General features: G+C 71.2%; 16 protein-coding genes. 4 read left to right on the top strand and 12 right to left on the bottom strand.

The genetic code is table 11. From position 1 onward, the window contains the following. Window positions 1-120: 120 nt before the first annotated feature. The 3 genes from ACWDAG_RS44185 to bldG form a co-directional block, all read right to left on the bottom strand. Window positions 121-2526: a sodium-translocating pyrophosphatase gene (locus ACWDAG_RS44185; RefSeq protein WP_450701228.1), complete on the bottom strand. Its 2406-nt coding sequence runs from the start codon at window positions 2524-2526 to the stop codon at window positions 121-123. 296 nt (window positions 2527-2822) lie between these two features. Next, window positions 2823-3257, bottom strand: a complete 435-nt coding sequence (locus ACWDAG_RS44190) for an ATP-binding protein (RefSeq protein WP_344405921.1) — start codon at window positions 3255-3257, stop codon at window positions 2823-2825. A 117-nt stretch (window positions 3258-3374) separates the two neighbouring features. Continuing rightward, on the bottom strand, window positions 3375-3716 hold the full coding sequence (gene bldG / locus ACWDAG_RS44195) for an anti-sigma factor antagonist BldG (protein ID WP_003975386.1): 342 nt from the start codon (window positions 3714-3716) through the stop codon (window positions 3375-3377). A gap of 161 nt (window positions 3717-3877) precedes the next feature. On the opposite strand from bldG, the gene ACWDAG_RS44200 reads away from it, so the two are divergent. Continuing rightward, the gene (locus ACWDAG_RS44200) at window positions 3878-6331 is read left to right on the top strand and encodes a DEAD/DEAH box helicase (protein WP_450701229.1); all 2454 of its coding nucleotides are present in this window, start codon (window positions 3878-3880) and stop codon (window positions 6329-6331) included. Here the strand turns inward: ACWDAG_RS44200 and ACWDAG_RS44205 are convergent. The 7 genes from ACWDAG_RS44205 to ssd form a co-directional block, all read right to left on the bottom strand. Then, window positions 6216-6665, bottom strand: coding sequence for an Rv3654c family TadE-like protein (locus tag ACWDAG_RS44205; RefSeq protein ID WP_450701230.1), 450 nt, complete (start codon window positions 6663-6665; stop codon window positions 6216-6218). The genes ACWDAG_RS44200 and ACWDAG_RS44205 overlap by 116 nt on opposite strands. After that, a complete protein-coding gene (locus ACWDAG_RS44210; protein ID WP_450701231.1) occupies window positions 6662-7027 on the bottom strand; it encodes a TadE family type IV pilus minor pilin in 366 nt (121 codons plus the stop codon). The genes ACWDAG_RS44205 and ACWDAG_RS44210 overlap by 4 nt, the downstream gene beginning before the upstream one ends. Next, entirely contained in the window at window positions 7014-7223 is a 210-nt protein-coding gene (locus ACWDAG_RS44215) for a DUF4244 domain-containing protein (protein ID WP_450701232.1), read from the bottom strand. Before ACWDAG_RS44215 ends, ACWDAG_RS44210 begins: the two co-directional genes overlap by 14 nt. A gap of 78 nt (window positions 7224-7301) precedes the next feature. Then, on the bottom strand, window positions 7302-8090 hold the full coding sequence (locus ACWDAG_RS44220) for a type II secretion system F family protein (RefSeq protein WP_450701233.1): 789 nt from the start codon (window positions 8088-8090) through the stop codon (window positions 7302-7304). Next, complete coding sequence (locus ACWDAG_RS44225) at window positions 8087-8950, bottom strand: type II secretion system F family protein (RefSeq protein ID WP_450701234.1); 864 nt, start codon at window positions 8948-8950, stop codon at window positions 8087-8089. Before ACWDAG_RS44225 ends, ACWDAG_RS44220 begins: the two co-directional genes overlap by 4 nt. Next, a complete protein-coding gene (locus ACWDAG_RS44230) occupies window positions 8943-10121 on the bottom strand; it encodes a TadA family conjugal transfer-associated ATPase (RefSeq protein ID WP_450701261.1) in 1179 nt (392 codons plus the stop codon). Before ACWDAG_RS44230 ends, ACWDAG_RS44225 begins: the two co-directional genes overlap by 8 nt. Before the next feature lie 224 nt (window positions 10122-10345). Beyond that, window positions 10346-11449, bottom strand: a complete 1104-nt coding sequence (ssd, locus tag ACWDAG_RS44235) for a septum site-determining protein Ssd (RefSeq protein WP_450701235.1) — start codon at window positions 11447-11449, stop codon at window positions 10346-10348. Window positions 11450-12030: 581 nt separating this feature from the next. On the opposite strand from ssd, the gene ACWDAG_RS44240 reads away from it, so the two are divergent. Then, window positions 12031-12876, top strand: coding sequence for an HAD family hydrolase (locus tag ACWDAG_RS44240; protein ID WP_450701236.1), 846 nt, complete (start codon window positions 12031-12033; stop codon window positions 12874-12876). Window positions 12877-13256: 380 nt separating this feature from the next. Here ACWDAG_RS44240 and ACWDAG_RS44245 read toward each other — a convergent pair whose 3' ends face one another. Continuing rightward, window positions 13257-14081, bottom strand: coding sequence for an oxidoreductase (locus tag ACWDAG_RS44245; RefSeq protein ID WP_450701237.1), 825 nt, complete (start codon window positions 14079-14081; stop codon window positions 13257-13259). A gap of 101 nt (window positions 14082-14182) precedes the next feature. Here ACWDAG_RS44245 and ACWDAG_RS44250 point away from each other — a divergent pair, with 101 nt between their 5' ends. Further along, window positions 14183-15163 carry an ATP-binding protein gene (locus tag ACWDAG_RS44250; RefSeq protein ID WP_450701238.1) on the top strand — a complete coding sequence of 327 codons (981 nt, stop codon included), beginning with the start codon at window positions 14183-14185 and terminating at the stop codon, window positions 15161-15163. Between the two features lie 3 nt (window positions 15164-15166). Here ACWDAG_RS44250 and ACWDAG_RS44255 read toward each other — a convergent pair whose 3' ends face one another. Further along, on the bottom strand, window positions 15167-16438 hold the full coding sequence (locus tag ACWDAG_RS44255) for a hypothetical protein (protein ID WP_450701239.1): 1272 nt from the start codon (window positions 16436-16438) through the stop codon (window positions 15167-15169). 336 nt (window positions 16439-16774) lie between these two features. Here ACWDAG_RS44255 and ACWDAG_RS44260 point away from each other — a divergent pair, with 336 nt between their 5' ends. Further along, the gene (locus tag ACWDAG_RS44260; RefSeq protein ID WP_450701240.1) at window positions 16775-19174 is read left to right on the top strand and encodes a SulP family inorganic anion transporter; all 2400 of its coding nucleotides are present in this window, start codon (window positions 16775-16777) and stop codon (window positions 19172-19174) included. The last annotated feature ends 252 nt before the right edge of the window (window positions 19175-19426 follow it).

The following is a 19426-nucleotide window of genomic DNA, read 5'->3' on the forward strand; positions in this document are numbered from 1 at the left end:
GTCATGGCCGTGGTCGTGGCCGCTGTGGCCGTGCTCGTCATCCTCGCAGTCCTCGACCGGGGTGCGGCGCGTCAACACGCGCCGCCCGCCCGCCTCTTGAGCCGGACCTCGTGGGACCGCCTACGAAACCACCGCAGGATCGGCCGACTTGGCCACCCGCTCGGCGCCGCCCTCGTCGCCCACGGCGATCCCGCGCCGCTTGGAGACGTAGACCGCCCCGACGATGACCAGCAGGGCGAGGACCGCGATCGCGATCCGTACCCCGAGGTTCTTGTCGTCGCCGTAACTGAACTTGATCACCGCGGGTGCGATGAGCAGCGACACCAGGTTCATCACCTTCAGCAGCGGGTTGATCGCGGGACCCGCGGTGTCCTTGAAGGGGTCGCCGACCGTGTCACCGATCACCGTCGCGGCATGGGCCTCGCTGCCCTTGCCGCCGTGGTGGCCGTCCTCGACGAGCTTCTTGGCGTTGTCCCATGCACCGCCGGAGTTGGCGAGGAACACCGCCATCAGCGTGCCCGTGCCGATCGCGCCGGCCAGGTACGCGCCGAGCGCGCCGACACCGAGCGTGAACCCGATGGCGATGGGTGCCATGACCGCCAGAAGACCCGGCGTCGTCAACTCCCTGAGGGCGTCCTTGGTGCAGATGTCGACGACGCGCCCGTACTCGGGCTTCTCGGTGTAGTCCATGATCCCGGGGTGCTCGCGGAACTGCCGCCGCACCTCGTAGACCACCGAACCCGCCGACCGGGACACCGCGTTGATCGCCAGCCCCGAGAAGAGGAAGACGACCGCCGCGCCCGCGATCAGGCCGACGAGGTTGTTGGGTTGCGAGATGTCCATCATCAGGCTCATCGGGGCGCCCGCTCCGGAGAGCTTCTCGCCGACGTCCTGTGCGCCGGTCGTGATCGCGTCACGGTACGACCCGAAGAGCGCCGACGCCGCGAGGACCGCGGTGGCGATGGCGATGCCCTTGGTGATGGCCTTGGTGGTGTTGCCGACCGCGTCCAGGTTGGTGAGCACCTGGGCGCCCGCGCCCTCGACGTCGCCGGACATCTCGGCGATGCCCTGAGCGTTGTCGGAGACGGGCCCGAAGGTGTCCATCGCGACGATCACGCCGACCGTGGTGAGCAGGCCGGTACCGGCCAGCGCCACCGCGAACAGCGCGAGCATGATCGACGTACCGCCGAGCAGGAACGCCCCGTACACGCCGAGGCCGATCAGCAGGGCGGTGTAGACGGCCGACTCGAGACCGACCGAGATACCGGCGAGGACGACGGTGGCCGGGCCGGTGAGCGAGGTCTTGCCGATGTCCATGACGGGACGGCGGTTGGTCTCGGTGAAGTAGCCGGTCAGCTGCTGGATGACAGCGGCCAGCAGGATGCCGATCGCCACCGCGACCACCGCGAGGATCCGCGGATCGCCGTCCTTGGCCTTGATGGCGGCATCGGTGACGCCATCGAGGTCCGCGTACGTGGACGGGAGATAGACGAAGACGGCCGCCGCGACCAGCGCGAGCGAGATCACCGCGGAGATGAAGAAACCGCGGTTGATCGCGGACATGCCGCTGCGGTCCGACCGGCGTGGGGCCACGGCGAAGATGCCGATCATCGCCGTGATCACGCCGATCGCGGGCACGAGCAGAGGGAAGGCGAGTCCGGCGTCGCCGAAGGCCGCCTTGCCGAGGATCAGCGCGGCGACCAGGGTCACGGCGTACGACTCGAACAGGTCGGCCGCCATACCGGCGCAGTCGCCGACGTTGTCGCCCACGTTGTCGGCGATGGTCGCGGCATTGCGCGGGTCGTCCTCCGGAATGCCCTGCTCGACCTTGCCGACCAGGTCGGCGCCGACGTCGGCGGCCTTGGTGAAGATGCCGCCGCCGACACGCATGAACATGGCGATCAGGGCGGCCCCGAGGCCGAAGCCTTCGAGCACTTTCGGCGCGTCGGCCGCGTACACCAGCACCACGCAGGAGGCGCCCAGCAGACCGAGCCCCACTGTGAACATGCCGACGACGCCGCCCGTACGGAAAGCGATCTTCATGGCTTTGTGCGAGACGGCGGTGAGATCCTTTTCCGGCTCACCCTCCGCCGGGGTCGCTTCCCGGGCCGCCGCGGCGACACGGACATTGCTGCGCACGGCGAGCCACATACCGATATAGCCGGTGGCTGCCGAGAACGCCGCGCCGATCAGAAAGAAGATCGATCGTCCGGCGCGCTGATTCCAGTCGTCCGCGGGCAGCAGCATGAGCAGGAAGAACACGACGACGGCGAATACGCCGAGCGTGCGCAGCTGCCGGGCCAGATAGGCGTTCGCACCTTCCTGGACCGCTCCTGCGATCTCTTTCATGCTGTCGGTGCCCTCGCCCGCCGCCAGCACCTGGCGGACCAGGATGCCTGCGACCACGAGCGCGGCCAGCGCGACGGCCCCGATGGCCGTCACGATGATCCGATTGTCGTCCGTCAGTACTGCGGCTGCGAGGGTCGTGGGATGGTCAAACTGATGAGGGGTAGAAAGCCCCGCCATTCGTCCTCCTTGACGCTTGGGCTGAGCTCAAGATGTGGACGGATTGTAGGTACCGCGACCTGATCAAAACAGTCCGCGGTAAACGGAATTGGCCTTCACATGCTCTTCAGCAAATGATCGACGTCACGCCACAGAACCCGAAAGAGGTAATGCCTCAAAGGCATTGACGCCTGCATTGACGCTTGATCAAATTATCGGCTGATTGATCGTGAATTCCTTCACGAATTCCCGGGAACGGCCGGAAAAACACCAAGGGCCCTGCTCAGCAGGGCCCTTGGACGTCTTACGAGGGTGAGTCAGGCGAGCACCGCAGTGGGCGGTGGCGTGGTCGGCCAGGTCATGCGAATCAGCCCGCCGTGCGCGCCGGCGGACACTTCCACGTCGTCGACGAGTCCGCTGATGACCGCGAGGCCCATCTCGTCCTCCTCGGTCTCCACGTCCTCACCCGCCGAGCCCGGCGCCCCGTCTCCGGGGGACGAGCGTGGTGCCTCGTCGCCGACCTCGATGGAGAACTGTTTCTCCTCCTCGACCAGCTGCACCTTCACCGGCGCCGTGATCCCGGCGCTCTGGTGCAGTCCGACGGCACGACTGCATGCCTCGCCGACGGCGAGCCTGACCTCGTCGAGGACGGCCTCGTCCACCCCGGCCCTGCGCGCCACCGCTGCCGCCACCAGTCGGGCGGTCCTGACGTGCTCGGGCAGCGCGCTGAAGCGGAGTTCAACGGTGGCCATGCATCCCCCTCGGAACTACGGGCGTGCGGTCGGGGGACCGGGCTGCCGAAAGCCCGGACCCCCTCATTGAACTTCTTCCGCCTCGGAGCGGTCCTTTCCCGCTCCGTGGGGCGGTGATCAGTCGGTGGCCGCCACCGCTTCCTCGACCGAGGTGTGAATCGGGAACACCTTGGTGAGGCCGGTGATGCGGAAGATCTTCAGAATGCGCTCCTGGTTGCAGACCAGGCGCAGCGAGCCCTCATGGGCACGCACCCGCTTCAGGCCGCCGACCAGCACGCCGAGCCCGGTGGAGTCGAGGAAGTCCACGCCCTCCATGTCGACGACGAGGTGGAAACTCCCGTCGTTCACCAGCTCGACCAGCTGCTCGCGCAGCTTGGGCGCGGTATATACGTCGATTTCGCCACCGACCTCGACGACCGTACGATCGCCGACGGTACGGGTCGACAGGGACAGGTCCACGGATCCTCCAGCACCTTGCTACTCGAGCGGTCGCCCCTCGGGACACCTCGGCAGAGCCCCCGGAACGGTTCGCCAGCCGCGATGGCATTCAATCACTTACGGCAGACGTGCACGACGCCTTGGTCCCATTGTCCGTCACGCCAGTGACACACTCGGTGCCGATGGCCAAGAATCACCGATCCGATCGATCCCCGACGGAGAGCGTGTCCCGGCTCGAACCGGGCACGATCCTGGGCCGGCTCGCCTCCGGACCGAGCCGGGCTTCGCGCATCACTCATACGGAGCACTTGCCCCCGCGCGAGGGTCGCCATGCCGTCTGGCCTGACCGGATTCGTTCGGAGGTCATCGCGGCGGTGCAGGCCTGCGGCATCGAGCACCCCTGGGCCCACCAGGCACGCGCCGCCGAGCACGCCCTGGACGGCGACTCGGTGGTCGTCGCCACGGGCACGGCGTCCGGCAAGTCCCTGGCGTACCTCGTCCCGGTGCTCTCGGCGCTCCTGGACGGCTCAGAGGCCCCGAACGGGCGCGGAACCACCGCCCTCTACCTGGCTCCCACCAAGGCTCTTGCGGCGGACCAGTGCCGATCCGTGAAGGAACTTTCACAACCTCTGGGAAATGCCGTACGTCCTGCGGTGTACGACGGGGACACGCCCTTCGAGGAACGTGAATGGGTCCGGCAGTACGCCAACTACGTCCTGACCAACCCGGACATGCTGCACCGCGGCATACTCCCGTCCCACCCCCGCTGGTCCTCCTTCCTGAAGTCGCTGAAGTACGTCGTCATCGACGAGGTCCACACCTACCGCGGTGTCTTCGGCTCGCACGTCGCCCAGGTGCTGCGCCGACTGCGCCGACTGTGCGCCCGCTACGGCGCCTCCCCGGTCTTCCTGCTGGCCTCCGCGACCGCCGCGGAGCCCTCGGTGGCCGCCCGCCGCCTGACCGGCCTCCCGGTGGTCGAGGTGGCCGACGACGCCTCACCACGCGGTGAACTGGTGTTCGCTCTCTGGGAGCCCCCGCTCACCGAGATGCAGGGCGAGAAAGGCGCACCCGTCCGCCGTACCGCCACCGCCGAGACGGCCGACCTGCTGACCGACCTCGCCGTGCAGGGGGTCCGGTCGGTCGCCTTCGTGCGGTCCCGGCGCGGCGCCGAGCTGATCTCGGTGATCGCCCAGGAACGTCTCGCCGAGGTCGACCGCTCCCTCGCCCGGCGTGTCGCGGCATACCGAGGCGGCTATCTCCCCGAGGAGCGCCGCGCCCTCGAACAGGCCCTGCACTCCGGCGAACTCCTCGGCCTCGCCGCGACCACCGCGCTCGAACTCGGCATCGACGTCTCGGGGCTGGACGCCGTGGTGATCGCCGGATATCCGGGCACGCGCGCGTCGCTGTGGCAGCAGGCGGGCCGCGCCGGACGCGCCGGGCAGGGGGCCCTGGCCGTCCTGGTCGCCCGCGACGACCCGCTGGACACCTTTCTCGTCCACCACCCCGAGGCCCTGTTCGACCAGCCAGTGGAGTCCACGGTCCTCGACCCCGACAACCCCTACGTCCTGGCCCCGCACCTGTGCGCCGCTGCCGCCGAACTACCGCTGACCGACGAGGACTTCGAGCTCTTCGGCCCCGCCTGCGAGGAGCTGCTGCCGCAGCTGGAGGCCGCAAAGCTGCTCCGTCGCCGTACGAAGGCCTGGCACTGGACGCGCCGCGAACGGGCCGCCGACCTCACCGACATCCGCGGCGAGGGCGGCCGGCCGGTCCAGATCGTCGAGTCCGGCACGGGCCGCCTGCTCGGCACGGTCGACGCGGGCGCCGCCCACACGACCGTCCACGAGGGCGCGGTCCACCTCCACCAGGGCCGTACGTACCTCGTACGGTCCCTGGATCTGGAGGACTCGGTGGCCCTGGTCACGGAGGCGAGCCCGTCGTATTCGACGGTCGCCCGGGACACGACGTCCATCACCGTCCTGGAGACGGACACCGAGATTCCCTGGGGCGACGGTCGCCTGTGCTACGGCTCCGTCGAGGTCACCAACCAAGTGGTCTCCTTCCTGCGTCGTCGGCTCATCACCGGTGAAGTGCTCGGCGAGACGAAACTCGACCTCCCTCCTCGTACGCTGCGCACGCGCGCGGTGTGGTGGACGGTCACCGAGGACCAGCTGGACGAGGCCCGGATCGCCCCGGAGATCCTCGGCGGCGCCCTGCACGCCGCCGAGCACGCGTCGATCGGCATGCTGCCCCTCTTCGCGACCTGCGACCGCTGGGACATCGGCGGGGTCTCCGTCCCGCTGCACCCCGACACCCTCCTCCCCACGGTCTTCGTCTACGACGGTCACCCGGGCGGCGCGGGGTTCGCCGAGCGCGCCTTCCACACGGCCCGCGCCTGGCTGACCGCCACCCGCCAGGCCATCGCCTCCTGCGAGTGCGAGGCCGGCTGCCCGTCCTGCATCCAGTCCCCCAAGTGCGGCAACGGCAACGATCCGCTGCACAAGAGGGGGGCGGTGCGGCTGCTCACGGTGCTGCTGCGGGGGGCGCCGGAGGAGAAGGCAGGGGAAGAACCGGTGGCGGAGCCGGGTCCGGGGACACCGTCGGCGTCGGCGGCCCCGCAGGTCCCGCCCGTGCCCTGACCTCCGCCGCGAACGGTCCCCGCCCCGAGGCCGCCGTCACGTCCGAGACCTCGCCGACGATCACGCACCGCACCAGCCGGATGCCCTGCGCCCGGGCCACCCGTTCGGCCCGGGCGCAGGCCGCCGCGGTGCCGTCCGCCCAGTGGTCCGCCGCCGCGAGTGCCGCGAGGTCCGCACCGCCGGCCGCACGGTGCCGGACCACGACGGCCTGCCCCAGGGCGAGCACGACCCCGAACACCACGCACAGCACGGTGATCGCACCGACGCTCCAGACGGTGGCGGAACCGCGGTCCCCGCCCCGGACGACGGCCCACCGGCGTTCGAAGACCGTCACGGCCCCACCGCCACGGTCTCCTCCGCCGCGGCCACGGCCTCCTCCCGTACGTCGAAGGGCAGCCCGCGCAGGACCGGAGGCCTGGCCACCACGACCACGCGGACCTGGTCCCCCTCCCGGTCGACCGTGACCTTCGCGCCGCGCGGGGCCGCCGCACGGGCCACCTGGACGACCTTGTCGCCCGGGTCCTGGCGGGCCGCCGCACGCGCCCCCGTCCGCGCCGCGTCCACGCACTGGATCTGCGCGGCCACGACCAGCAGCGCCCACACCAGCGCCATCGCGAACATCACCAGCACGGGCAGCACCATGGCCGACTCCGCCGTCACGAACCCCCTGTCCCCGCCCCGCTCACATCTGCGCATCGAGCGCCCGCTTCACGATGTCCTGCAGCTCCGCGCTGACCTGTCCGCTGGTCACCACCTTGTAGAGGACCACCGCGAACGCCACCGCCGCCACGATCCCCATCGCGTACTCCGAGGTGACCATCCCCGCGTCCCTGCGCGCCGCACGCGCCCTGCACACCAGGGCGCGCAGCCGCGCCCGTACCGCCTTGCCCATCTCAACCCCCGTGAGGTTCGGTTCCGTTGACCATTCACTGCTCGATGCCGGCGTCCGAGCGCCGTCCGCTCCGCCCCGTCATCCACCACCCCCTCCCAGCACCCCACCCGCGAGCCCGATCACCACGGGCACCACGCCGACCGTGATGAACGCGGGCAGGAAGCACAGGCCGACCGGTGCGGTGACCATGACGGCCGCCCGCCGGGCGCGCACCGTCGCGGTACGGGACCGGTCGGCGCGGACGTCCGCCGCGAGCCGTGCAACCGGTGTGGCGGCGGGCAGTCCGGACACGCCGGCCCGTTCCAGCAGCCGGGCCAGGGCTTCGGCGCCCGGCAGCGCGGCCAGCCGCCGCCAGGCCTCGGCCGGTTCGCCGCCGAGCCGTACTTCGGCCGCGCCCCGCGCCAACGCGTCCCCGACGGGTCCGCCCAGGGCCTCGCCCACGGCCTGCGCCGCGAGCACGGGCCCGGCACCGGCGGCGATGCACGCAGCCACCAGATCGGCCGAGAGCGGGAGTTGACGGGCCGCCTCCCCGGGGTCGTACGCCTCCGCGTGGCTCCCGGCCGCCTGCCGGCCACGCCACCGCCACAGCCCGCCCGCGACAGCCAGCCCCACCGCGCCTCCGGCGAGGCCACCGGCCAGGACCCATCCGGCACACGCCACCCCCACCACGGGCAGCCACCGTCGCGCGACATCCGTTGCCGCGATGCGCGGCCGGTCCTGCACCGCCTCGACATCGGCCACCAGCCCGGCCAGCCGCCTGCGCACTCTCCGGTTCCGTCGTACGGCCTCCAGCCGGCGCAGCAGCCACCCGAGGACGAGCAGCATCCCCACGGCCGCCCCCAGCCTGTGGACAACTTCCGCACTCACGCCGCCTCCTCCGCTCGCCGCACGATCCGCATCGCCCACCACATCCCGAGCCCCTCCAGCAGCCCGCCGACCAGCAGGCAGCCCAGCCCGGCCCCGGTGTGCAGCAGTACGTGCAGCGGGTCGGCCCCGAGGGCGGTCCCCAGGGCGAGGCCCAGAGCCGGCAGCCCCGCCAGCATCACCGCCGTGGACTTCGCTCCCGCCAACTGGGCACGCAGGTCGGCACGTTGGTCCCGCTCGGCCCGTAACGCCCCTTCGAGCCTGTCGAGCCCGGCGGCGAGGCCCGCGCCCTGGTCCACGGCCACCCGCCAGCACGCGGCAAGGCCCAGCAGTCCCTCGGCGCCCGGTTGCCGTGCCGCCGCCGCGAGCGCGTCCGGGACGTCGCCGCCGAACCGCGCCGCCGCCAGCACGGCAGCCTGAGCGCCCCCGAGCCCGCCGGAGTCCCGCGCGGCACGCGGCAGCGCATCTCCAGGCTGCCGCCCGGCCCGCACCTCCCCGGCGAGCGCCCCGCACAGCGCGATCACCGCGTCCCCGCGGCGCTCCCGGGCCCGCCGGGCCTCCCCGGCCAGCCGCATGCGCCGCAGCAACGGCACCCCGGCCGCCCCCGCGACGACCGGCAGCACCGACGCGCCCAGCACCGCCAGCACCACACCGGCCACCAGCGCCCACCACTCGAGCCGCAGCCGCCCGCGGATCCGCCGCAGCCCTCCGGCGACCTCCCTCCAGGACGGCGGCCCGGTACTCACCACCCCGCCGCCCGCGAGCAACAGCTGCGCCCGCCGCGCCCCGGAATGCCACCCGCCCGTCAGCAGGGCCGCCGCACCGGCGCACAGCACGGCCGCCCCCATCGCCGTCTCACCCATGACGTCCCCCTTCGAAGGTCTCGCCGGACTCGCTCCGGAGCAGCTCCCGCAGCCGCTCCCAGCCCTGCTCGTGCACGAACGCCTTCGCGCCCCACCGCAGCGCCGGCACCGTCCGCACCAGCCCCGACGGATCCCGCTCCAGTACGTGCACCTCGGCGATCCGCCGCCGTCCGGTCCGGTCCCGCACCAGATGCAGGACCACCGACAACGCCGCCGCCAACTGGCTGTGCAACGCGGCCCGGTCGAGCCCGGCGGCCGTACCGAGTGCCTCCAGCCGGGCCGGTACGCCGGAGGCGGCATTTGCGTGGACGGTGCCGCAGCCGCCCTCGTGGCCGGTGTTCAACGCGGCCAGCAGATGCACCACTTCGGGCCCGCGCACCTCGCCCACCACCAGCCGGTCCGGCCGCATCCGCAGCGCCTGCCGCACCAGGTCCTGGAGCGTGACCAGGCCCGCACCCTCCTGGTTGGCGGGTCTGGTCTCCAGCCGTACGACGTGCGGATGGTCCGGCCGCAGCTCCGCGGAGTCCTCGGCGAGCACGATCCGCTCGCCGCGTCCGACCAGTCCGAGCAGCGCGCTCAGCAAAGTCGTCTTGCCGCTGCCTGTTCCACCGCTGACGAGGAAGGACAGTCGTGCCTCGAGCAGCGCCCGCAGTACGCGGTCACCGCCCGGCGGTACCGTGCCCGCCGCGACCAGCTCGTCGAGCGTGAACGCCCGGGGCCGTACGACGCGCAGCGACAGACAGGTGCAGCCGACAGCCACCGGCGGCAGCACCGCGTGCAGCCGCGTCCCGTCGGGCAGCCGGGCATCGGCCCATGGCCGTGCGTCGTCGAGCCGCCGCCCGGCCACCGCGGCCAGGCGCTGCGCGAGACGTCGTACGGCGGCCGCGTCCGGGAAGGAGACCGAGGTCAGTTCCAGTCCGCCGCCCCGGTCGACCCAGATCCGGTCCGGGGCGGACACCAGCACGTCTGTGACCGACGGATCGGCAAGCAGTGGTTCGAGGGGCCCGCTGCCGACGAGTTCGGACCGCAACTGCTCGGCCGCACCGAGGACTTCGGCATCCCCCAGGACCCGCCCCTGCTCCCGCAGGGCTTGCGCCACGCGCGCGGGTGTCGGCTCGGCCCCGCTCTCGACCAGCCACTGTCGCACGCCGTCCAGGAGCCCGGAGGGCATCTCCGAGGCAACGGCCGCGGATGCCGGACCGCCGCCCGGCCGCCATTGCCCCGCCGAGCCGGGGCGCGGCATCTCGCCCAGCCGCCCGGCCGTCTCCGAGGACAGACGCGGCCCGGCCCACGACGGCACGCGCGGCCCGTCGCCCGGCCGCCACACCGCTCTGGGAGCCGCCCGCACCGAAGCGACCATCGAGCCGCCCGTCCCGTCGTCTCCCGCATTCGTGCTCATGCGCTCCCCGCCTCCGTCAGCGCCCGCTCCCAGAACTCCTTGCAGAAGCGCGCCAGGGGGCCACGACCGTCCGCCGCGGGCGGCGTCCTGCCCTCCCCCGGGCGCAGCAGCCCCGACTCCACGGGCAGCTCGCCGGCCAGGGGCAGTCCGAGCAGCCGGGCCACCTCTCGGTCGTCCAGTCCGGGCGCGTACGGCCCTCGTACCGCGACCCGCAGGTCGCGCACGACCATGCCGACGGCGGAGGCCACCCGCCCGGCTGCGGCGACGGCGCGCAGTTCGCCGGGGGCGACCAGAAGGCCGAGGTCGAGCTGGGCCAGGGCCTCGGCGACCCCGTCGTCGATGCGGCGGGGCAGATCGACGACGACGGTGCCGCCCCGCCGTCTGGCCGCGGCCAGCACCGCCCGTACGGCCTGGGCCGGGACGGCGATGCGGTCGCCGCGGTCCCAGCTGAGCACCCGCAGGGAGTGGAGCTGCGGCAGCGACTCCTCCAGGGCCCCGCTGCCGACCCGGCCGCGGGAGGCGGCGAAGGCGGGCCAGCGCAGTCCCTCGGCGCTTTCACCGCCGAGCAGTACGTCGAGTCCGCCACCCAGCGGATCGGCGTCCACGAGCAGGGTGCGCAGCCCCTCGCGGGCGGAGGTGACGGCGAGGGCGCACGCGAGCGTGGACGCCCCGGCCCCGCCGCGGCCCCCGATGACGCCGACGGTGAGCGCGGGCCGGCCCACGCCCTCGGCCACATCGGCGATGCGGTCGACCAGCCACTGTTCACCGTCCGGCAGCACGAGCACGTGGTCGGCGCCGATCTCCACGGCCCGGCGCCAGACCCCGGAGTCGTCCTGGTCGCGGCCGACCAGCACCACTCCTCGTCTGCGGGCGGCTCCGCGCAGCCGCCGCGCGGCGTCGTCACCGACCAGGACGAGCGGTGCGGCCTCCCAGCCGCCCGCGCGCTCCGGCACCGAGTGGTGGACCTCGGGTGTCGCTCCTGCCGCGGCGCACAGGCGCAGCAGGTCGTCGAGGAGTTCGACGTCCTCCGTGACGATCAGTGGTCCGGCCTGCTGCCCCGAGGCGGCGGGCGGCGGTTCATGTGTGACAGCTCCGGCCACGGTCTGAGTCCCCCTTCACTGCATCTCTCGCGCAGCCCCTGCGGCCCCGCGATTCCCAAACGTGTGAAGAACCGGCAACCGGTCTCCATATGAGCGGCCGATACGAACCGGCCAAACCCGCCCGACAAACCGGAACCGGTCTTGAACTCGGCGCGAGCGGGACGCGTTTGAATCACGGTGCAGCGATCCCGGAAATCTTGTGGATCATGGTCGATAACTGTGGACAAGTCGGTGGTTGTGAATAACGCCATCACCCATACCGGTGACGCCTGCGCCCACCCGTGCGCGACTTCCACAGAGCAGCCTGACGGCTACACACAGTGATGGATCATGAACATGCGGAAGAGGCGGCCGCAGCCGCCTCGTGACGGCCGTACAGCCGCGCCGGCAAGAGGAAGAAGAGAGAAAACCCGTCCGGACATGCGACGACCCCCACCGGGGGGGAGAGTGGGGGTCGTCTCCACGGCCGACTCGGGGGGGGAGGAGCCGGACCGGGTTAGCACGGTCGCGAACGATCCGTGACTTCCATGGTGTACCCGAGACCCTTCTCAGGCAAACCCACGCGCCCCAGCTTACGCCGAATGGGCTGCGCCTATGCTCGGGGCGTGGAAAACCACTCCTTGCCCCGCACAGCGGCCTTCTTTGACCTGGACAAGACGGTCATTGCGAAGTCGAGCACGCTCACGTTCAGCAAGTCGTTCTACCAAGGCGGCCTGATCAACCGCCGGGCCGCCTTGCGTACCGCATATGCCCAGTTCGTCTTCCTCCTCGGCGGCATGGACCACGACCAGATGGAGCGGACGCGCGAGTACCTGTCCTCACTCGTCCGCGGCTGGAACGTCCAGCAGGTCAAGGAGATAGTCGCCGAGACGCTGCACGACCTGATCGACCCGATCATCTACGACGAGGCCGCCTCCCTCATCGAGGAGCACCACACCGCCGGCCGCGACGTCGTCATCGTGTCGACCTCGGGTGCCGAGGTGGTGGAGCCGATCGGCGAGCTGCTCGGCGCGGACCGCGTGGTGGCGACACGCATGGTCGTGGGCGAGGACGGCTGCTACACCGGCGAGGTGGAGTACTACGCGTACGGCCCGACGAAGGCCGAGGCGATCAAGGAACTGGCCCGGTCCGAGGGGTACGACCTCGAGCGCTGCTACGCCTACAGCGACTCGGTGACCGACCTTCCGATGCTGCGGGAGGTCGGCCTTCCGCACGCCGTGAACCCGGACCGCGCGCTGCGCCGCGAGGCACTCGCGCGCGGGTGGCCGATTCTCGATTTCCACCGGCCGGTCCGGCTCAAGCAGCGGATCCCCGCATTCTCCGTACCGCCGCGTCCGGCCCTCGTCGCGGCCGCGGCAATAGGCGCCGCGGCGGCTACCGCGGGTCTTGTCTGGTACGCCAGTCGGCGCCGGGCAGCCATCGTCTGACCTGACGGTTCGCCGGCAGCAAGAATCTGTTCGACATCCCGGCGCCCGTTTACATCCTATTTGAGACCAAAAGTAAAGAAGTACAGCCAGGGGTTCCGCTTGCTTCGGACCTGGAGTACAAAGGGGTTAACGGCCCGCGAGACCAAGGACATCCGAAAGGATCACCTTAATAACGCATTTGGCCCCACGGACCGAAGCATGAACACCGGGCACCCACGCGACGTCGACCCGTCGATTACGGGCCAGCCACACCAGGTCACGGGCAAAGTTCCCGGCCTGATGGGCGACATATCGAGGACGCTTGGTAACTCGGTGAACATGCCAGCGGCGGTACGAATCCTCGTACCGCCGCAACCCTTTTCCGCACCCTGCGGGGCTTCCTACGCCGCCCCTCGCTGCAGCGCCTCGCACACGGCCGTCGACTCGCGTGCACCCAGCTCGACCGCCCTGCCGCAGTGGGCGATCCAGGCGGCCATGCCGTCCGGCGTACCGGAGACGTACCCCTCCAGCGCCGCCAGATAGGCGGCGCGCCCCAGTTCGGCGTGCCCGACCTCGGCCGGGCAGACGGACTTCGGGTCGAGGCCGCTGCCCACCAGGACGATGCGCTCGGCGGTGCGCGCGACCAGGCCGTTGTGGGACGCGAAGGGGCGCAGTGCGAGGAGTTCGCCGTGGACGACGGCGGCCGTCACCAGGGCGGGCGCGGAGCTGCCGGTGATGATCAGCTCCGCGAGACCCTCCAGTCGGCCGTGCACCTCGTCGGCGCCCGGCAGCGGCAGCTCGATCAGCGGCTCGTCGACCGGCTCGCCCGCCAGCCGCGGCCGCCCGACCTCGTCCTCGTTGGTGGCGGCGGCCACCAGGTGCAGCCGGGCGAGCACCCTCAGGGGCGACTGCCGCCAGACGGACAGCAGTTGGCCCGCCTCCGCGGTCAGCCTGAGGGCCGCGCCCATCACACGCGCGTCGTCGTCACCGCTGAAGTCGGTGCGCCGGCGCACCTCCTCAAGAGCCCAGTCGGCGCCCGACAGCGCCGCGGAACCGCGGGCACCGCGCAGCGCCGCCTCGGAGGTGATCTCGTTGCTGCGGCGCCGCATGACCCGGTGCCCGTAGACCCGGTCCACGGCCTTGCGCACGGATTCCACGGACTCGGCCACCCCGGGCAGCGAGCCCAGGGCCGCGAGCGGATCGGCGTTCGCGCCTGTCGTACTCATGAGTACGACACTAGCCACCCCTGGGGCGCACCCCACGATTGAGTGGTCTTCTTCACGCCCACCTGCCACATACAGCTATCGCCCCACTACTCTTTGTGAACATGAAAATTGCTTTCGTCGGGAAGGGCGGCAGCGGCAAGACGACCCTGTCCTCCCTGTTCATCCGTCATCTCGCGGCCACCGGAGCGCCGGTCCTCGCCGTGGACGCGGACATCAACCAGCACCTGGGCGCCGCGCTGGGCCTCGACGAGGCGGAAGCCGCCGCGCTGCCCGCGATGGGCGAGAGGCTGCCGCTGATCAAGGACCATCTGCGCGGCTGCAACCCTCGGATCACCTCCGCCGAGACGATGATCAAGACCACCCCGCCCGGCGAGGGCTCGCGACTGCTGCGGGTGTGCGAGGACAACCCGGTCTACGAGGCCTGTGCACGACCGGTGGAACTCGACGGCGGCGCCGTCCGTTTGATGGTCACCGGCCCCTTCACCGACGCCGACCTGGGGGTCGCCTGCTACCACTCCAAGACGGGAGCGGTGGAGCTGTGCCTGAACCACCTGGTGGACGGGCAGGGCGAGTACGTCGTGGTGGACATGACGGCGGGCTCGGACTCCTTCGCCTCCGGCATGTTCACCCGCTTCGACATCACGTTCCTCGTCGCCGAGCCGACCCGGAAGGGGGTCTCCGTCTATCGCCAGTACAAGGAGTACGCCCGTGACTACGGCGTCGTCCTGAAGGTCGTCGGCAACAAGGTGCACGGGCCGGACGACCTCGACTTCCTCCGCGCCGAGGTCGGGGACGACCTGCTGATGACCGTCGGGCACTCGGACTGGGTGCGCGCCATGGAGAAGGGCCGGCCGCTCTCGTTCGAGTTCCTGGAGGACGCCAACCGCCGTGCCCTGCGCGCCCTCCAGGTCGCCACGGACGCGACGTACGAGCTGCGCGACTGGGAGCGCTACACGCGCCAGATGGTGCACTTCCACCTGAAGAACGCGGCCTCGTGGGGCGATGCCCGCACCGGGGCCGACCTGGCCGCGCAGGTCGACCCCGGGTTCGTGCTCGGTGAGGGCGTCACCGCCTCCGCCTGACGGCTACTGCTTGGCGGCCGGCGCCCCGGGTGCCCCCTTCGGGGCCGGGGCCGGGTGGCCCGACAGGAAGGCCGCCCAGCCCTGCTTGGGCGCCTGGCCGACCTTCAGGGTGCGCAGCTTGGCCAGGGTCTGCGGGTCCTGGGCGTCCAGCCAGTCGGCCAGCTGGTGGAAGGACACACAGCGCACGTCGGGCTTGTTGCAGACGCTCTCGACGACCTCGTCGACGGCCCGCATATAGGTGCCGCCGTTCCAGGACTCGAAGTGGTTGCCGATGACCAGGGGCGCACGGTTGCCCTCGTAGGCGCGGCGGAAGCCCTTGAGCAGGCCGTCGCGCATCTGGTCGCCCCAGTAGTCGAACTTGTCGGGGTCGCCCTGGGTCTGCGTGCCGGACTGGTTGACCATGAAGTTGTAGTCCATGGTGAGCTGCTCGTAGGAATGCCCGGGGAAGGGCACGAGCTGCATCGACAGGTCCCACAGGCCTTCGCGCTTCTTCGGCCAGACCTGGTCGTTGACCCCGCTGGTGTCGTAGCGGAAGCCCAGGCGGCTCGCCGCCTTCACGAAGTTCTTCTGGCCCTCCAGACAGGGCGTGCGCGCGCCGATGAGTTCCTTGTCGTAGTCGAAGGGCAGGGGGGCCGCCTTCTCCATGCCGGAGTTGGTCTTCCAGCTCTTCACGAACTTCTTGGCCTGTGCGATCTCGCTCATCCACTGCGCGACCGACCACTCGCCGACCCCGCCGTTCCTCCCACAGAAGTGGCCGTTGAAGTGGGTGCCGATCTCGTTGCCCTCCAGCCACGCCAGGCGCAGCTGCTTCACGGTGTCGGCGATGCCCTGCTCGTCGTTGAAGCCGATGTCCGAGCTGCCCGGCGAGTGCTCCGGGGGCTTGTAGAGGTCGCGTTTCTCCTCCGGCAGCATGTACACGCCGCTGAGGAAGTACGTCATGGTCGCGTGGTTGGCCTTGGAGAGCTTGCGGAAGTGGGAGAACAGCTTCTGGCTGTCCTCGCCGGCGCCGTCCCAGGAGAAGACGACGAACTGCGGGGGCTTCTGTCCGGGCCGCAGGCGCTCGGGTCTGGGCAGGTGCGGCTGCGCTCCGGTGTACGCGGTGGAGCCGTCGCCGATCAGGCGGACCGCGCTCCCCTTCGCATGGACCGGACGGGCCTTCTGCGGACCGAGGGCACCCGCCTTGTGACCGTTGGAGCCGATCGCACAGCCGGCGACCCACGCGGCACAGGACGCGGTGATCACGACGCCCACGGCGATCCTCTGGGTGGCGGTCATGTTCCGCTCACCTTCTTCCTTCTCTCAGGCCAACGCCGATGAGGGCGTTTTCTGGTGGTATGCCGGGCCAGCCCGACAGCGCCGCCAAGGTCGCACGGGGCCGAGAAGGAATTAGTACGACAAGCCGATGAAATGACCGCTTCACTCATTGGAGTGAGTAATTACCCCATTTGCCAGGAAAGTCTATGCCTGGCCTTTACTCTGAATTACGATCCATTTACCGAGAGTTGATTCATCCCGCCGCTGCACGCCGTGACCCACGGCCGCGTCCCGACCCCCGCCCATCGACGGGGACGACCTGATCCGCGACCGCGCTGCCCGGAGGAGACGGGAAACATGTCAGCCTGCGCCCCCACCCGCGCCACCGATCCGAATCGGCCCCAGGCCGACCACCAACCCCACAGCCCACCGCCGAACCCACGCCGCCGCTTCCGCATCGCGGGCGCCGACCTTTCGGCCGCCGTCGCGGTCTTCCTGATCGCCCTCCCGCTGTCGCTGGGCATCGCCCTCGCCACCGGCGCCCCGCTCCAGGCCGGCCTGGTGGCGGCCGGGGTCGGCGGGCTCGTCGCCGGCCGGATCGGCGGCTGTCCGCTGCAGGTCAGCGGCCCCGCCGCAGGACTCACGGTCGTCACCGCCGACCTCATCCACCGCTACGGCTGGCGTACGACCTGCGCGGTCACGGTCCTCGCCGGCCTCGCCCAACTGGGCCTCGGCTGCCTGCGCGTGGCGCGCACCGCGCTCGCCGTGAGCCCCGCCATCGTGCACGGCATGCTCGCCGGAATCGGCGTCACCATCGCCGTCGCCCAGCTGCACATCGTCCTCGGCGGCACCCCGCAGAGCTCCGTCCTCGCCAACCTCCGGGCACTGCCCGCCCAGTTGGCGAACCTGCACCCCGCCGCCGTGACCGTCAGCGTCCTGACCCTCACCCTGCTGCTGCTCTGGCCGCGGATCCCCGGCCGGGCCGGACACCTGCTGCGCAGGATCCCCGCCGCGCTCGTCGCCGTGGCCGGCGCCACCGCGGCCGCCTCGCTCTCGGGGGTCGCCGTGCCCAAGGTCGACCTGCCGTCCTGGAGCAGCCATGCCCTGGCCGGGTTTCCCGAGGGTCCTGCCCTCGGCCTGACCGCGGCCGTGCTGACCACCACGCTGGTGTGCAGCGTGCAGTCCCTGCTCGGCGCGGTCGCCGTGGACAAGCTGATGGCCGCAAGACCCGGCCTGACCGCCCGCGTCGGACGCGCCGACCTGGACCGCGAACTGCTGGGGCAGGGAGCCGCCAACATCGTCTCCGGCACGCTCGGCGGACTGCCGGTCGCCGGTGTCGCCGTGCGAAGTTCGGCGAATGTGAACGCGGGCGCGGTGAGCCGGAACTCCACGATGCTGCACGGCGTTCTCGTAGTGATCGCCGCGCTGCTGATGGTCCCGCTCCTGGAGCTCATCCCGCTCGCCTCGCTCGCCGCCCTGGTGATGGCCGTCGGCATCCAGATGGTGTCCCTGCACCACATCCGCACGGTGACCCGCCACCGAGAGGTGCTGGTGTACGCCGTCACCACACTCGGCGTGGTGTTCCTCGGCGTCCTGGAGGGCGTGGCCCTCGGGATCGCCGTGGCCGTCGCCGTCGCCATGAACCGCCTCGCCCGCACCCGCATCACCCACGAGGAGAAGGAAGGAGTCCATCACGTACATGTCCGAGGGCAGTTGACGTTCCTCGCGGTGCCGCGGCTCAGCCGGGCCCTGCATCTCGTACCCCAAGGCGCCCACGCCGTCGTGGAGTTGGACGGGTCGTTCATGGACCACGCGGCATACGAGTCACTGCAGGACTGGCAGAACACACACACCGCACAGGGCGGCTCCGCCGAGGTGACCGGCCGCCGGACCGGTACCCGAAGCCTGACCGAACCCACCCCGCTCCGCGAGGAGCAAGGCGAGTCCTCCGTCGGCTGCCGCTGCCGTCCCTGGACACCCTGGCGCAACCACCAGTGCGAGCGCCCGCAGTCCGCGCCGGACACCGGTCACCCCGATGCCCCAGGTGGCCCGAGTGGGCCGGGTGGGATCCAGGGGCCCGGCGGCCGGAGCGGGCACCAACTGGCGCGCGGCATCAGCGCGTTCCAGCGCAACACCGCACCGCTCGTGCGCAGTGAGCTGGCCCGGCTCGCGAGGGAGGGGCAGCGGCCGTCCCAGCTCTTCCTCACCTGCGCCGACTCGCGGCTCGTCACGTCCATGATCACCTCCAGTGGTCCGGGCGACCTGTTCGTGGTGCGCAACGTCGGGAACCTCGTTCCTCTCCCCGGCGAGGAGAGCGGCGACGACTCGGTGGCGGCCGCGATCGAGTACGCGGTGGACGTGTTGCAGGTGCGGTCCATCACGGTGTGCGGGCACTCCGGGTGCGGGGCCATGCAGGCCCTGCTCGACACCGAACCCGGCGGCGCCCGGACGCCGCTGAAGCGGTGGCTCCGGCACGGACTGCCGAGCCTTGAGCGCATGGCCGACAAGGGCCGACCCTGGGCCCGGCTCGCGGGCCGGGCGCCGGCGGACGCGGTCGAGCAGCTCTGTCTGACCAATGTGGTCCAGCAGTTGGAGCATCTGCACGCCCACGAGTCGGTGTCGCGGGCACTGCGGGACGGCGCGTTGGAACTGCACGGAATGTACTTCCACGTCGGCGAGGCACAGGCGTATCTGCTCACGGAGGCGGAGGAGGGCAAGGTGTTCGACCACGTGGAGGCGTCGGACCGGTCCGCCTGACCGACGGCGGTTGACCACGGGTGTGCGGCTCCGCTCGGTACGGGTCGCGCACCCGTGGTGTGTCCGGCACCGGGCTGTCCGGACCCGCCCGCGCCGGGAAAGATACGGCCGTCTCCGCGCGGCACCGGGGCACTGGGAGGTGAGAGCCATTACAAGTGCTGAACTCCACCCCGTCGGCGTCCGTGGGTACAGATGGCTCCGGACGCCTCAGCACCCCGCCCACAGGTCTAAACCAATTTCCGGTCGGCCCTT

This window comes from Streptomyces sp. NPDC001157 (genome assembly GCF_053598255.1).